Source organism: Streptomyces sp. NPDC046859 (genome assembly GCF_040645135.1).
In the GTDB taxonomy this organism is placed as follows: domain Bacteria; phylum Actinomycetota; class Actinomycetes; order Streptomycetales; family Streptomycetaceae; genus Streptomyces.
Map to the genome: position 1 here is coordinate 328,213 of NZ_JBEYXR010000001.1, position 14,723 is coordinate 342,935.

Annotated in this window: 14 protein-coding genes; 3 read left to right on the forward strand and 11 right to left on the reverse strand. The window is 72.6% G+C overall.

The annotated features are described in order from the left end of the window. The first annotated feature begins 17 nt into the window (after nt 1–17). Nucleotides 18–233, forward strand: a complete 216-nt coding sequence (locus ABZ899_RS01510) for a hypothetical protein (RefSeq protein WP_361339129.1) — start codon at nt 18–20, stop codon at nt 231–233. A gap of 106 nt (nt 234–339) precedes the next feature. Then, complete coding sequence (locus ABZ899_RS01515) at nt 340–1,536, forward strand: serine hydrolase domain-containing protein (RefSeq protein WP_361339132.1); 1,197 nt, start codon at nt 340–342, stop codon at nt 1,534–1,536. Between the two features lie 81 nt (nt 1,537–1,617). On the opposite strand, the gene ABZ899_RS01520 is transcribed toward ABZ899_RS01515, so the two are convergent. Together ABZ899_RS01520 and pepN are read right to left on the reverse strand one after the other, a co-directional pair. After that, a complete protein-coding gene (locus tag ABZ899_RS01520) occupies nt 1,618–2,670 on the reverse strand; it encodes a hypothetical protein (protein WP_361339135.1) in 1,053 nt (350 codons plus the stop codon). Nucleotides 2,671–2,879: 209 nt separating this feature from the next. Then, nucleotides 2,880–5,462: an aminopeptidase N gene (pepN, locus tag ABZ899_RS01525; protein WP_361339137.1), complete on the reverse strand. Its 2,583-nt coding sequence runs from the start codon at nt 5,460–5,462 to the stop codon at nt 2,880–2,882. Between the two features lie 135 nt (nt 5,463–5,597). Here pepN and ABZ899_RS01530 point away from each other — a divergent pair, with 135 nt between their 5' ends. After that, on the forward strand, nt 5,598–6,236 hold the full coding sequence (locus ABZ899_RS01530) for a DsbA family protein (RefSeq protein ID WP_361339140.1): 639 nt from the start codon (nt 5,598–5,600) through the stop codon (nt 6,234–6,236). 3 nt (nt 6,237–6,239) lie between these two features. Here the strand turns inward: ABZ899_RS01530 and ABZ899_RS01535 are convergent, their stop codons facing one another. From ABZ899_RS01535 to ABZ899_RS01575, 9 genes are read right to left on the reverse strand one after another with little or no spacing between them, the layout of a single operon-like run. Next, on the reverse strand, nt 6,240–6,473 hold the full coding sequence (locus ABZ899_RS01535; RefSeq protein WP_361339143.1) for a hypothetical protein: 234 nt from the start codon (nt 6,471–6,473) through the stop codon (nt 6,240–6,242). Next, a complete protein-coding gene (locus tag ABZ899_RS01540) occupies nt 6,473–7,528 on the reverse strand; it encodes a glycerophosphodiester phosphodiesterase family protein (protein ID WP_361339146.1) in 1,056 nt (351 codons plus the stop codon). The genes ABZ899_RS01535 and ABZ899_RS01540 overlap by 1 nt, the downstream gene beginning before the upstream one ends. A 54-nt stretch (nt 7,529–7,582) precedes the next feature. After that, a complete protein-coding gene (locus tag ABZ899_RS01545) occupies nt 7,583–9,007 on the reverse strand; it encodes an FGGY-family carbohydrate kinase (RefSeq protein ID WP_361339149.1) in 1,425 nt (474 codons plus the stop codon). 20 nt (nt 9,008–9,027) lie between these two features. After that, nucleotides 9,028–10,056, reverse strand: a complete 1,029-nt coding sequence (locus ABZ899_RS01550) for a 2-hydroxyacid dehydrogenase (protein WP_361339152.1) — start codon at nt 10,054–10,056, stop codon at nt 9,028–9,030. Then, the gene (locus tag ABZ899_RS01555; RefSeq protein ID WP_361339154.1) at nt 10,053–11,132 is read right to left on the reverse strand and encodes an ABC transporter ATP-binding protein; all 1,080 of its coding nucleotides are present in this window, start codon (nt 11,130–11,132) and stop codon (nt 10,053–10,055) included. Before ABZ899_RS01555 ends, ABZ899_RS01550 begins: the two co-directional genes overlap by 4 nt. Further along, on the reverse strand, nt 11,110–11,934 hold the full coding sequence (locus ABZ899_RS01560) for a DeoR/GlpR family DNA-binding transcription regulator (protein WP_361339157.1): 825 nt from the start codon (nt 11,932–11,934) through the stop codon (nt 11,110–11,112). Before ABZ899_RS01560 ends, ABZ899_RS01555 begins: the two co-directional genes overlap by 23 nt. Beyond that, nucleotides 11,931–13,016 carry an ABC transporter ATP-binding protein gene (locus ABZ899_RS01565; RefSeq protein ID WP_361339160.1) on the reverse strand — a complete coding sequence of 362 codons (1,086 nt, stop codon included), beginning with the start codon at nt 13,014–13,016 and terminating at the stop codon, nt 11,931–11,933. The genes ABZ899_RS01560 and ABZ899_RS01565 overlap by 4 nt, the downstream gene beginning before the upstream one ends. Beyond that, nucleotides 13,013–13,843: a carbohydrate ABC transporter permease gene (locus ABZ899_RS01570; RefSeq protein WP_361339163.1), complete on the reverse strand. Its 831-nt coding sequence runs from the start codon at nt 13,841–13,843 to the stop codon at nt 13,013–13,015. The genes ABZ899_RS01565 and ABZ899_RS01570 overlap by 4 nt, the downstream gene beginning before the upstream one ends. Beyond that, a complete protein-coding gene (locus tag ABZ899_RS01575; RefSeq protein ID WP_361339166.1) occupies nt 13,840–14,721 on the reverse strand; it encodes a sugar ABC transporter permease in 882 nt (293 codons plus the stop codon). Before ABZ899_RS01575 ends, ABZ899_RS01570 begins: the two co-directional genes overlap by 4 nt. Nucleotides 14,722–14,723 lie beyond the last annotated feature (2 nt).

Below are 14,723 nucleotides of genomic sequence, written 5' to 3' on the forward strand. Positions count from 1 at the left end.
CGGACCCCGGAGCCCTCATGCCGAACACACCGCCCAGCCACAACGAGATCCACATCGGCCACAACGCCTCCGGCCCCGTCGTCGCCGGGGACGACAATCACGTCAAGGTCACCGGCCCCGCCGAGCCGACCCAGACCAACACCGCCCGCAACGACGGCACCGTCTACGCCGCCGCCAACGGTGACATCCATGTCCACCACGACACCGCGGACGAGGAGCCGGCGGAGGACTGACTGACCGAAACACGCCCAACCCCCGTCACCCGGGTCAACTTCCGCCGCATCCGCCCGGTCTCTCCCCCCGACCGCGCTCGACGTGAGCGCACGAAGGGGGAGAGACATGAACGTACGGACGACCCGCGCGGCCCTCGTGGCGGCCACGGCGGTGGCCCTGTCGGCCGCCCTCGCCGCACCGGCCGTCGCGGCGCCGCCCACCACCGGGCACGAGGCCACCCGTGCGGCGGCCCAGGCCGCGGTCGAGGCGGGGGTGCCCGGCGTGACCGTCCGGGCGAGGGACCAGCATGGCACCTGGTCGGCGACGCCCGGCGTCGGCCGCATCGGCACGGACAAACCCCGCTCCGCGGACGACCGTTACCGGGTCGGCAGCATCACCAAGTCGTTCGTCGCGACCGTGCTGCTCCAACTGGAGGCGGAGGACCGGCTGTCGCTGGACGACACGGTGGACGAGTGGCTGCCGGGCCTGGTCCGGGGCAACGGCCACGACGGACGGCACATCACCCTGCGCCAACTCCTCAACCACACCAGCGGCGTCTACGACTACACCGCCGACCCCGGATTCGTACGCGACCACTTCGCCAAGGACGGCTTCTTCGAGCACCGCTACGACACCAGGAAGCCGAGGGAGCTGGTCGCCGTCGCCATGACGCACGAGCCCACGTTCGCGCCCGGCACGTCGTGGAGTTACTCCAACACCAACTACGTCCTCGCGGGCCTGGTCATCGAGAAGGTCACGGGCCGCCCGTACGGCAAGGAGATCGACCGGCGCATCATCCGCCCGCTCAAGCTGACGGCCACCTCCGTCCCCGGCACCCGCGCCACGATGCCCCGGCCCAGCAGCCGGGCGTACTCCAAGCTGGCGGACACGGCGACGGGACCGACGTACGACGTCACCGAACTCAACCCGTCGATCGCCTACGCGGCCGGCGAGATGATCTCCGACAACAAGGACCTCGACCGCTTCTACACGGCCCTGCTGCGCGGCCGGCTCCTCCCGCGCGAGCAGCTGAACGAGATGACCACGACCGTGCCCGCCGCCGAGGGCATCGGATACGGGCTGGGCCTGATGAGCGTCGAGCTGTCCTGCGGTGTCACGGTCTGGGGCCACGGCGGGGGCATCCACGGCTCGACGTCCCAGGCGTCCGTCACCCGGGACGGCCGGCACGCGCTGACCCTCAACCTCAACGGCGACTGGGCGGGCGACCCGGGGGCTCTCACCGAGGCCGAGTTCTGCGGCAAAGACACCGCCAAGGACACCGGTACGGCGTCCGCCACTCGGCGGGGCCCCGCCCTGCGCTGACCCGCCGTGAGGGGCCGCCGACGCCGCGCGGCCCCTCTGTTGCCCCCCCGGACACCCCCTGATCCGTGCCCCGGTGCGTCACTAGCGGGGCAGGACCACGACGTACGCGGCCGGGTCGCGGTCGACCGCCGCCATCAGGGCCGTCCGGACCACCGCGGCCTGCTGCTCCATGGTGTGGCGCAGCTTCTTAGGGGTGATGTGGACGACCGTGATGCCGAGCCGCTCCAGCGTCTCCCGCTTGCGGGCGTACTCGGACCACTGGGCGTCGTCGTCGCCCCGGTCGCCCTGGCGGGGCGCGCGGGTGTCCAGTTCGACCGCCACCGAGTGCTCCGGCCAGAACGCGTCGAGGCCGCCGAGGTGGGGGCCGCCGGGCAGTCGCAGGTCCACGTTCCACACCGGATCCGGCAGGCCGTGCTCGCGGACCATCGTGTAGAGCAGGTCCTCCGCGCGGGCCCGGCCCTCGGCGAGCAGGGAGTCCACCGCGTCCACCACGTGCGGGCGGTTCAGCAGCTTCGCCTGCGTCAGTTCCCGGACCACGGCCGCCGGTTCGCAGTGGCCGCCGCGCACGGCCTCGGTGAGCAGCCGGCGGACGGCGCGGGCGTCCTTCAGCTCCGCCACCGCGTCGGCCAGCGCGCGCGGCACCGGCGCCACCGGCAGCCCCGTCACCTGCTCCGGGACGGGCAGCGCGGTGGTGCGCAGGACGCGCGCGCAGCCCGTGGAGCGCAGCCGGCGCATCCGCGGCACCAGGACGTCGACGGTGTCCAGCGCGGTGAGCGGCGGGGCGGCGGAGAAGCCGTGCAGGGTCAGGGCGGCGAGCCCGGTGATCATCGCCTCGGCGTAGGCGGGCGCGGCGGGCGCCTCGCCCCCGCTGGGCTGGGCGGGCACTCCGGGCGACCGCTCCCGCGCGGCGTACATGAGCACCGCGTGCAGCCGCTCCTCGCTGGTGGGCGGGCCGGGGTGGAGCAGGTAGACGCCGGGCAGGAGCTGCTGCCACGGGCCGCCGGGCCGGCACTGCTCGTTCGTCTCGGCGGCGGAGACCCCGTGGGCCTTGAGGCGGGCGGCCGTCATGACACGGCGGTGGACCTCGGAGAGGTGGTGCAGGGGGCGGGGGGAGAGGGGGGTGTTGTGGTTCATGACCCGGAGACTTCCGCGTCCGATGAGCCCTTTAACCGCTGTTACACGTCCGTCGACAAACACGGACAACACCGCGCTAAAGGACGGGTGTTCGGTTGCCGAGTAGACACGGAAAACCCCTGGTCCGTTCGGGTGGGACCAGGGGTTACGGCTGCTATTGCCTGAATTCCGTAACGGTCACGGACCGCCGTGATCGTTGGCCAAAGGTGTCAGTCGGTTGACGCCGTCGCGTCGCACGCCTGCGCCCGCAGCGCCCGCGCCAGATCGTCCCGCGACTCCAGCACCAGCCGCCGCAGCGCCGGCGCCGCGTCCTCGTGGGCCGTGAGCCACGCGTCCGTCGCGTCCAGCGTGGCCCGCGACTGCTGGAGCGCCGGGAACAGGCCCCGGACCACGTCCATGCCGATCTGGATGGACCGCTCCCGCCACACCCGCGCGATCGCCGCGAAGTACTTCTCCGTGTACGGCGCGAGCAGCTCCCGCTGCGACGCCTGCGCGAACCCGCCGATGGTGGCCTCGGCCAGCGCGTTGGACAGCGCGTCCGACTCCACGACCTGCGCCCACGCCTGCGCCTTCACCGCCTCCGAGGGCCGGGCGGCCAGAGAGCGCACCTGGTGGCGCCTGCCCGACGCCGTGTCGTCGCGGGCCAGTTCCTCCTCCAGCGCCGACGCGTCGACCACGCCGTGCGCGGCCAGCGGCTCCAGGAACGCCCAGCGCAGCTCCTGGTCCACCACGAGCCCCTCGACGGTCGCCTTGCCGTCCAGCAGACCCGACAGCAGCTCCAGGCCCTGCTCGTCGGTCACCCGGGCGAAGAACCGCGCCCACGCCAGCTGCTGCTCGCTGCCCGGCCCGGCCGCGTGCAGCTGTTCCGACGCGCCCTCGGTCAGCAGCCGCGCACCGAGCTCGCGCCACTCGGGCGCCGCGTAGTGCGTCAGCGCCGAGTCGGCCCACGCGTGCAGCATCTGCAGCACGCCGATGTCCGACTCGCGGCCGCCGAACCGGAGCACCAGGCCGATGAACTCCCGGGCCGGCAGCAGAGCGTCCCGCGTCATGTTCCACAGCGCCGACCAGCACAGGGCGCGCGCCAGCGGGTCGGTCAGCTCGCCCAGTGACTCCCGCAGCGTCGCCAGCGACGTCTCGTCGAAGCGGGTCTTGCAGTAGGTCAGGTCGTCGTCGTTGACCAGTACCAGGTCCGGCGCCTCGGAGCCGGCGAGCTCCGCCACGACCGTCCGCGGCCCGTCCACGTCCGTCTCGGCGCGCGCGTAGCGCTCCAGCGCCCCGTCCGCGCCCCGCCGGTACAGTCCCACCGCCACCCGGTGCGGACGCAGCTCGGGGTGCGACTCGGGGGCCTCCTGCACCACGGCCAGCTCGTCGACGAGGCCCTCCGGGTCCAGCAGCACCTGCGGGGTGAGGGCGTTCACGCCCGCCGTCTGGAGCCAGGAGCGCGCCCAGGCCCCCATGTCCCGCCCGCTGGTCTCCTCCAGCACCGACAGCAGGTCGCCGAGCCGCGTGTTGCCGTACGCGTGCCGCTTGAAGTAGCGGCGGGCGCCCTCCAGGAAGGCGTCCTGGCCGACGTACGCCGCGAGCTGCTTCAGCACGCTCGCGCCCTTGGCGTACGTGATGCCGTCGAAGTTGAGCTTGGCGTCCTCCAGGTCACGGATGTCGGCCGTGATCGGGTGCGTGGAGGGAAGCTGGTCCGCGCGGTACGCCCACGCCTTGCGGCGGTTGGCGAAGGTGATCCAGGCGTCCTTGAAGCGGGTCGCGCCGACGTTGGCGAACGTGCCCATGAAGTCCGCGAAGGACTCCTTCAGCCACAGGTCGTCCCACCACTCCATGGTGACCAGGTCGCCGAACCACATGTGCGCCATCTCGTGCAGGATCGTGTTGGCGCGGCCCTCGTACGACGCCCGGGTCACCTTCCCGCGGAAGATGTACTCCTCCCGGAAGGTCACCAGGCCCGGGTTCTCCATCGCGCCCAGGTTGTACTCGGGCACGAACGCCTGGTCGTACTTCCCGAACGGGTACGGGTAGTCGAAGTGGTCGTGGAAGAAGTCCAGCCCCTGCTTGGTGATCAGGAAGACGTCGTCGGCGTCGAAGTGCGGGGCGAGCCCCTTGCGGCACATGGCGCCCAGCGGGATCTCCAGCCGGCCGCCGTCGGCGAGCTCCCGCGTGTAGGAGTCCGTCACATAGTGGTACGGCCCCGCCACGACACACGTGATGTACGTCGAGATCGGCTTGGTCTCGGCGAACCGCCAGACGCCGTCCGCCAGTTCACCGGCGCCGTTGCTCCACACCGTCCACTGCTCGGGCGCCCGGACCTCGAACCGGAACGGCGCCTTGAGATCCGGCTGCTCGAAGTTCGCGAAGACCCGGCGCGAGTCGGCCGGCTCGTACTGGGTGTACAGGTAGACCTCGCCGTCCTCCGGGTCGACGAAGCGGTGCAGGCCCTCGCCGGTGCGCGAGTACGCGCACTGGGCGTCGACGACCAGCTCGTTGTCGGCGGCGAGGTCCTCCAGGACGATCCGCGAGCCGTCGAAGACCTCGCTCGGGTCGAGGTCACGCCCGTTGAGGGAGACGGACGTCACACGCGGCGCGATCAGGTCCGCGAAGCTCGACGCGCCGGGCTCGGCGCAGCGGAAGCGGATCGTGGTGACCGAGCGGAAGGTGCGCGGCTCACCGTCCCCGGGTCCCTCGCCGAGGGCGGACCGTACGTCGAGGGACACCTCGTACCCGTCGACGGCCAGCAGGGCGGCCCGCTCCCGGGCCTCGTCGCGGGACAGATTCTCACCGGGCACGCGTGGCACTCCCTTGTGTCGTGGATGCGGCTGAACAGGACCGATCCTGCCATGCGCACCTGACGCGGGGCAGCCGGGAATGGGCGGGCGGACCGGGGTTGTTCCCGTGGAAAACGTTTCCTCCTGAGGAGAGACATGTCGGACAAGACCCCCGTCGACTTCTGGTTCGATCCGCTGTGCCCCTGGGCCTGGATGACCTCCCGCTGGGTCCTGGAGGTGGAGAAGGTCCGTGACATCGAGGTCCGCTGGCATGTGATGAGCCTCGCGGTGCTCAACGAGGACAAGCTCGACGAGCTGCCCGAGGAGTACCGCGAGATGCTCTCCACCACGGCGTGGGGTCCCGTCCGTGTCGTCATCGCCGCCCAGGAGGAGCACGGCGCCGACGTCCTCGGTGACTTCTACACCGCGCTCGGCACCCGTATCCACAACCAGGGCGAGGGCCCCGGCCGGGAGACCGTCGCCGCCGCCCTGAAGGACGCCGGTCTGCCGGACTCCCTCCTGGAGCACTGGGACGGCACCCCCTACGAGCCGCAGCTGCGCGCCTCCCACAAGGAGGGCATCGACAAGGTCGGCCAGGAGGTCGGCACCCCGGTCATCGCCGTCCCCGGCGACGACGGCGAGCAGATCGCCTTCTTCGGCCCGGTCGTCACCCCCGCCCCGAAGGGCGAGGACGCCGCCAGGCTGTGGGACGGCACCCTCGCCGTGGCCTCGGTGCCCGGCTTCTACGAGATCAAGCGGACCCGTACGAAGGGCCCCGACTTCAGCAACCTGTAGGGATCACCCGTCGGCTGCGGTCTCCTCCTCGAGGAACGTCTCGGGGAGGCGGCCGTAGCCGCCCTTGTTCATGTGCGGGTAGTACGTCAGACAGCCCTTGGCGGTGCACCGCCACAGGTTGTCCACGTAGAAGCTCGGCCCCTCCTTCTCCCGCACCCACGCCTTCTCGTCCTTCTCGAGGAACCGGAAGATCTGCATGGTGCCGCAGGTCGGGCACTCCAGTGTGCGGGTCCTCATCAACCCCTCCTCGCCGTCACCGCCAGGTCCGGGAAGTCGGTCACCACCGCGTCGACCCCCAGTCCGTAGTACAGCGCGTACTCGGCGAACGCGTCCCCGAAATCGTTCGGTCCGGTTCCCCGCCGCAGATGCGCCGGCAGGAACTGGTTCTCCGCGCGGAAGGTGTACGCCCCCACCCGCAGCCCCGCCGCGTGCGCGTCCGCGACGAGCGGCGTACCGGCCACCGAGGACTTGTCGGGCCCGATCCAGCCGGCGTACTCCGCGATCCGGGCGAGCCCGGCCGGCGCCATCATGTCCCGGTACGTCGTCGGATCCCCGGCCGACACCAGGTCGTACGGCCCGCCCGTGGTCCCCAGCGCCTGCCACAGCTCCAGCCCCAGCCGCGCCGCCGCGATCCGCCGCAGGCTGGTCGGCTCGAACGACTGCACCACGCACTCGCGGCGGCCCAGCCGGTTGCGCCGCACCGCCTCCACCAGCTTCGGCTCCAGCGGCAGCCCCAGCGAGCGGAAGTAGGTCGGGTGCTTGGTCTCCGGGAAGACGGCGATCGTCCGGCCGTGCTCCTTCGACAGCCGGCGCGCCAGGTCGACCACCTCCTGGAAGGTCGGCACCTCCTCGCGCCCGTCGAACACGGTGTTGCGGTTGCGGACCTGCGGCAGCCGCTCCACCGCCCGCAGCGTCTTCAGCTCCGCCAGCGTGAAGTCCTCCGTGAACCAGCCGGTCACCGCCCGCCCGTCCACCGTCTTCGTCGTCCGGCGGTCCGCGAACTCCGGGTGCGCGGCCACGTCGGTGGTCCCCGAGATCTCGTTCTCGTGCCGGACCACCAGCACATGGTCCTTGGTCGGCACCAGGTCGGGCTCGATCCAGTCGGCCCCGGTCTGCACGGCGTACGTGTACGAGGCCGCCGTGTGCTCGGGACGCCAGCCGGCCGCACCGCGATGGCCGATGACGAGAGGCCGACGCGGGCGCGCCGGGGCGGCGGAGGCGGGGGCGGGCACGGCGGCCAGCGCCGGGCCGGCGGCCGCCGCGAGCAGCAGCGATCGACGTCTCACAGGCATGGGATGTCCCTTTTCTGGTAGGGGAGTTGCCGGGCCGGTCGGGACCGGAGGGCGTCAGGCGCGCGCCCGCCGCCGGGCTTGCGCCAGCCGTTCCAGGTGCTCCTCGTACGCCCGCGCGTAGTACGCGGCGCGCTCCGCGTCGGGTGCGACGACCGACGTCGGCCGGGTCCAGGCCGCCGTGTCCAGCGGCACCCCGTACCGCCCGGCCGCCGCGAGCACCGCCCCCCGCGCGCCGACCTCGCCCTCGACGACCCGCAGCGGCCGGCCCAGGACGTCGGCCAGCAGCCGCATCCAGGCGGGGCTGCGGGTGCCGCCGCCGCACACGGCCAGCGTGCCGGTGAGCCCGGCCGCCGCCAGGCAGTGCCGGGCGGCGAAGCCGATGCCCTCGCAGGTCGCCCGGATCAGGTCGGCGGGCGTCGACTCCAGGGAGACTCCGGTCAGCTCGGCGCGCAGCCGGGGCTCGACGAACGGCGCCCGCTCACCGGACGGCGCGAAGTACGGCAGGACCCGTACCCCGTGCGCCCCCGGCGGGGTCCCGGCCAGCAGCCCGTCGACCTCCTCGTGCCGCACACCGGTCGTCGTCAGCACCCAGTCCAGTGCCGCCGTGCCGACCATCGCCGGCATCGCCCGCAGCCAGTGCCCGGCGCGGTCGGTGCTGATGTACAGGCCGGCCGGCTCGCCGCCGAGATCGAGCTCGGTGGTGGCGACCAGCGCGGCCAGACACGTCCCGACGATGAGCAGACCGTCGCCGGGCGCGGTCGCCCCCGCGCCCAGCGCGCAGGCCGGCAGGTCGTACGGCCCGTTCACGACCCGTGTCCCGGCGGGCAGCCCCTCGCCGCGCGCCGGAGCGGTCGCCACCGGATCGCTCACGGGGGCGAGCAGACCGCGCCGGTGGGTGAGCCCCAGCAGCTCCACCACCTTGTCGTCGTACCTGCGGGTCAGCGGGTCGAGGAACGGCATCGACGCGTCCGAGACGTCCGTCGTCGCGTCCGCGCCCGTCAGCCGCCGGAACACCATGTCCTTGCAGTACAGGGCGACGGCCGCGGCGTCCAGCGCCTCCGGCTCGTGGGCGTCCAGCCAGGCCAGCAGCGGCCCCGGGGACCCCGGGAACATCGCGCCGCCCGTACGCCGGAACACCGCCTCGGCCGTGCCGTCCGCCAGCCACCGGTCGAGCAGTCCGTGCGCCCGGCCGTCCATCCAGGAGGCCGCGGCCCGCACCGGCCGCCCCCGCCCGTCGACCAGCCACACCCCGTCGCCCTGCCCGGTGAGCCCGGCCAGCTCGACCGGCTCCGGGACCCGGGCGGTCAGCTCCTCCAGGACGGCGACGACCGCCCCGTACACCTCGTCCATGTCCTGCTCGACGACGCCGTCGCGCAGGGCGAGCGCCACCGGGCGGGCCGCCACGCCCCGCTCGTGTCCGTCGCCGTCGAAGGCCGCCGCCTTCACCATGGACGTGCCCACATCGATACCGACGTACATGCCAGCCTCCTCGGGTCCCGTCACGTCAGGCAGTGCGCGAGGGGCTCGCCGCGCACCCAGCGCCCCACCTCCGCCGCGGCGATCGCCGCCGCCTTCTCCGCCACGGCCCGGGAGGCGCCGCCCAGGTGCGGGGTGAGCACCACCCGGTCGGTGAGCGCGCGCAGCCGGGACCGGGCGGGCAGCGGCTCGGTCGCGTACGTGTCCAGGGCCGCCGCGGACACCTGGCCGCTCTCCAGCGCGTCGCACAGCGCGTCCTCGTCCAGCAGCGGGCCGCGGGCGGCGTTCACCACGACCGCGCCCCGGGGCAGCAGGGCCAGCTCGCGGGCGCCGAGCAGCCCGCGGGTCTCGTCGGTGAGCCGGGCGTGCAGGGTGACGGCCCGGGAGGCGCGCAGCAGGTCGTCGAGGGAGGCGACCCACAGGCCGTGGATCTCGCCCCGGACGTACGGGTCGTGCACCAGCACCCGGGCGCCGAAGGCGCACAGCGCGCGGGCCACCCGGCTGCCGACCGCCCCGTAGCCGACCAGGCCGACCGGCAGGTCCTCCAGCTCCAGACCGCTGTGCGCGTACGTGTAGTAGGTCGCCCCCTCCCAGCTTCCCCGCCGGGCGAGCAGGTCGTGCGCCTGCGGGATGCGGCGCAGCGCGGACAGCAGCAGGCCGACGGTGAACTCGGCGGTGGCGGCGGCGTTGCGGCCGGGCGCGTAGCAGACGCGGACGTCATGGCGTTTCGCCGCGTCCAGGTTGACGTTGACCGGGCCGCCCCGGCACACCACCACCAGCCGCAGGGCGGGGCAGGCGTCCAGGACGCGTTCGGTCACCGGGCCCATCTGGGTGACCAGCACCTGCGCGCCGCCGAGCGCGGCGATCAGCTCGTCCTCGGCGTCGCTGGCCTCCGTCACCTCGGCCACCGGGCGGAACGGTTCCAGCGGCCAGCCGAGGGTCAGTTCGGCCGTCTCGCAGTCGGCCTCCCGGGCGAGGGCCTCGCGGATCAGGGACGGCAGGATGAAGTGGTCGCCGGCGGCCACCACACGCACGCGGTTCCCGTGGGTCATCGCAGGGAGTCTCCTGTCTCGGCGTCGAAGACATGGGTGAGGCGGGGGTCGGCGGTGACATGGACGCGGTCGTCGTGGGCGAGGCGGACCTCGGGGCCGGTGAGGACCACCAGCGGCTTGTCGGCTCCGTCGACGGCGAGGGTGGCGAGGCCCGACTCCAGCAGCGGCTCGTGGGCCACGACCCGGGCGGCGAGGCCGTCCGCGCCGCCGAGCGCCAGGTCCTCCGGGCGGATGCCGACCACCACCTCGCGGCCCGCCGCCACCGGTACCGGCAGCGCGATCCGGGCCGTGGCCGACAGCCGGGCGTGGCCGTCGGCGGTCGCCGTGCCGGGGAGCAGGTTGATGGCGGGTTCGCCGACGAAGTCCGCGACGAAGACGGTGGCGGGGCTGTCGTAGATCTCGTACGGGGTGCCGAGCTGCTGGATCACGCCGTCCTTCATCACGGCGATCCGGTCGGCCAGCGACAGGGCCTCCTCCTGGTCGTGCGTGACCAGGATGGTGGTGTGGCCCAGGTCGCGCTGAATGCGTTTGAGTTCGCGGCGGGTGGTGTCGCGCTGGGCGGCGTCGAGGTGCGAGAGGGGCTCGTCCAGGAGCAGCACGTCGGGTTCGCGGATCAGCGCGCGGGCCAGGGACACCCGCTGCTTCTGGCCGCTGGACAGCCCGGCCGGGCGGGCGTCGAGCACGCCGGTCAGGTCCACGCGTTCGGCGATCTCCTTCACCCGGCGGGCCACGTCCGCCCGGTCGGCCCCTTTGCGGGCCCGCAGGCCGAACGCCAGGTTCTCCGCGACCGTCAGCGGCGGGTACAGCGCGTAGTTCTCGAAGGCGACCCCGATGTTGCGGCGCCGGGCGGGCAGGCCGGCCACCGACGCGCCGCCGACCAGGATGTCCCCGCCGGTCACCGCCTCCAGCCCGGCGATCATCCGCAGCGTGGTGGACTTCCCGCAGCCGGACGGGCCCAGCAGGCCGAGGAGTTCACCGGAGCGCAGGGCCAGGTCGATGCCGCGTACGGCGGCCACGGGCGGGCGGCCCCGCGCACGGTAGGTCTTGCGCAGATCACGTAGCTCCAGCTCGATCATCGCCACCCCTCGTCGCGGTCGAAGTGCACACTTCGTAGCGGACCTTGTGCTCGTCCAGGTCCCGCAGGGCCTCCGCCGACGCCCCGTCGTCCACGAGGAGCAGGTCGAAACGGGACAGCGGGACCACCCGGTGCAGGGCGGCGCGGGCGAGCTTCGTGTGGTCGATCAGCAGGACGTTGCGCGCGGCCGCGTCGAGCATGGCGCGCTTCACCGACACGATGTGCTGCTCCTGGTGGTAGGCGTAGCCGCCGCGCACGGCCGACGTGGACGCGAAGCAGACGTCGACGCGCAGCTGCTCGATCGCCTCGACGCAGGACACGCCCAGGAAGGACGAGTGCAGCGGGTCGTAGTCGCCGCCGAGGGCCATCAGGCGGATGCCGCGCTGGTCGGCGAGCAGGTTGATGGCCTCCAGGAAGTTGGTGACGACCGTCAGCGGGGTGATCTCGCCCAGCCGCAGCCCGCGGGCTATCTCCAGGGTGGTCGTGGAGTCGTCCAGCATGATCGCCATGCCGGGCTCGACGAGCTTCAGGGCGCGCTCGGCGACGGCGGCCTTCTCGGCGCGCATGGTCTTCAGCCGGTACTGCACGTTGGACTCGAACACGCCGGAGGGCTGCGCGGTCACGCCGCCCCGGAACTTGCGGACGATGCCCTGCCGTTCGAGCTCGTCCAGGTCCCGGTGGATGGTCATGAGGCTCACCCCGAACCGCTCGGCCAGGTCCGCGGCGGTCGCCGACCCGTCGGCGAGGACCTGCTCGGCCATCGCGGCCTGACGGGCGGCGGGGCCCTGCTGTGCGTGGTTCATGGTCCGATCCTTCGTCCTGGACGCTCCGGCCGGTCGGCCTCGAACAGCAGCAGGTTCTCAGGCCGGACCGACAGTCGTACCGGATCGTCGGGACGGAGACCGGCCGCCTCGCCGCGCGGGACGACGAGCGCCACGCGCTGGTCGCCGAGCCGCACGGTGACCTCCACCGAGCGGCCCAGCACCTCGGTGACGTAGACCGTGCCGGTGAGCGTGTGACCGGGGCCCGCGCCCAGGGTGAGATCGCGGGGCCGGACACCGATCAGCACCCCGGTGCCCGGCGCCGCCCGCGCCCGCAGGTCCAGCTCGACCCCGCCGTCCGCCGACCGGAAGCCGCCGCCGGGAGTGACGGTGCCGGGCAGCAGGTTGATCCGGGGCCGGCCGAACGCCCGCGCCACCTCCGTGTCATGGGGCCGGTACCAGATCTCCTCCCGCGTCCCGGTCTGCACGATCCGCCCGTCCCGGATGACCCCGATCCGGTCGCCGAGCGCCAGGGCCTCGACGGAGTCGTGGGTGACGTACAGCGTGGTGGTGCGGCGCACCGACCCGATCGCCTTCAGCTCGGCGCGCATCTGCTGGCGGAGCTTGGCGTCGAGGTGGGAGAGCGGCTCGTCCAGCAGGAAGGCGCGGGCGGGGCGGACCAGGACCCGGCCGAGGGCGACCCGCTGGCGCTGCCCGTTGGACAGCTGCCCGACGGGCCGGTCCAGCAGGGCCGCGATGCCGAGGAGCCCGGCCACCTCCCCGATCCGCTCGCGCGCCCGTGCCGCGGGGAGGCGGTGGCGCGGCGAGCGGAGCGGGAAGGCGAGGTTGTCGTACACCGACTTGTGCGGGTACAGGGCGTAACTCTCGAAGCACATGGCCACGCCCCGGTCGTACGGTTCGACCCCGCGCTGGTCCACACCGTCGAGCTCGACGGTCCCGGCGTCGGGGAGCTCCAGCCCGGCGACGGTCTTCAGCGTGGTGGTCTTCCCGGCGCCGGACGAGCCGAGCAGGCAGAAGAACTCGCCCTCGCGCACGTCCAGGTCCAGCCCGTCGAGCGCCCGGACGGCGCCGTACGCCTTGGCGACGCCCCGCAGCCGGATCACGACTTCACCGCCCCGAACGACAGCCCCCGCACCAGGTACCGCTGGATGGTGAGCGCGAGCAGCAGCGGCGGTACGACGGAGACCAGCGCGGCGGCGGCCGTCAGGTTGTACTTGGGCCGGTCGCCGCCGAGGAAGGACAGGGCGCCGACGGTCACCGTCTGGGCCTCGCTGGAGGTGAGGATGAGCGGGAAGACGAAGTTGTTCCAGGCGAAGATGAAGGCCAGCAGCGACACGGCCGCCACCCCCGGTTTGACCAGGGGGAGCGCCACCTTCACGAACGCCTGCTTGCGGCTGTAGCCGTCGAGCAGGGCCGCCTGCTCCAGCTCGGGGGTGAGGTCCGCGAAGTACGAGCGCATGATCCACACGATCAGCGGCAGCGTGACCAGCTGGAGCACCCACACCATGCCGACATAGGTGTCGAACAGCCCGAGCTTCTGGTACAGCACGAACAGCGGGATGATCACGGTGAGTTCGGGCGCGAACCGGAACGACAGCAGCGTGAACATCAGGTTCTCGGAGCCCTTGAACCGCCAGCGTGCCGAGGCGTACGCCGCCGGCAGGCCGACGACGAGCGACAGGAGCACCGCCCCCACCGACACCACCAGGCTGTTGACGAAGAACCGCACGAAGGGGATGCCCTCGCTGTCGCCGAGGACCGTGCGGTAGCCGTCGAGAGTGGGGGAGAAGGAGAAGTAGGTGGAGAACAGCTGGTTCGCCGGCTTCAGCGACAGGATCACCATCCAGGCGATCGGGAACAGCGCGAAGACGAAGTAGAGGATCAGGGCGGCGTCCGCCATCCAGCCCAACAGGCGCCTGCTCACGGTCATTTCGCCTCCGCCGCCTTCCGCTGGATCTTCCCGAGGTGCTTCACCAGCACCATCGCCGCCAGGTACACCACGGCCCACAGCACGATCGTGTAGCTGATGCCGAACGAGTAGCGCTGGAAGCGGATCGCCTCCAGATAGGCCCGGATCTGCAGGACGACGGTGGAGTCGCCCGGCCCGCCCTCGGTGAGGGCGTAGATGATGTCGAACACCTTCAGCGAGTCCATGAACCGGAAGATCACCGCGACCAGCACGTACGGCCACAGCATCGGCAGGGTCAGCCGGCGGAAGGTGTACCACCAGCCCGCCCCGTCGACGGCCGCCGCCTCGAACGGCGAGGTGGGCAGGGACCGCAGCCCGGCGAGCGCCAGGATCGCCACGAACGGGGTGTAGACCCAGACGTCCACGGCGATGGACGACAGCAGGGCCCCGGTCGGGGTGTCCGTCCACTGCACGCCGCCCAGCCCGAAGGGCCGCAGCAGATGGTTCACCACCCCGACCGACGGCTGGAGCATCAGCTTCCAGATGATCGCCGCGATCACCGGCGCGATCATCAGCGGCAGGATGAGGATCTTCTCCAGCACCCGCCCGACGAGTGACGAACGGTGCAGCAGCAGGGCGACGGACACCCCGAGGACCGTCTCGGCCGCGGCGGCGCCGACCGCGTACAGGACCGTCACCCAGGCCGAGTTCCAGAACGCCTCCTCGGTGAAGACGGTCGTGTAGTTCTCCAGCCGCACCAGGTCCGGCTGCGGTTTGCTCGCCGAGAAGTCGAAGAGCGTGTAGTACAGGCCGAGCCCGAAGGGGTAGAGGATTCCGCAGGTCAGCAGCAGGGCGGGGACGATCAGGACGTACGGGCGCAGGGCGGGCCGCCATCCCATCG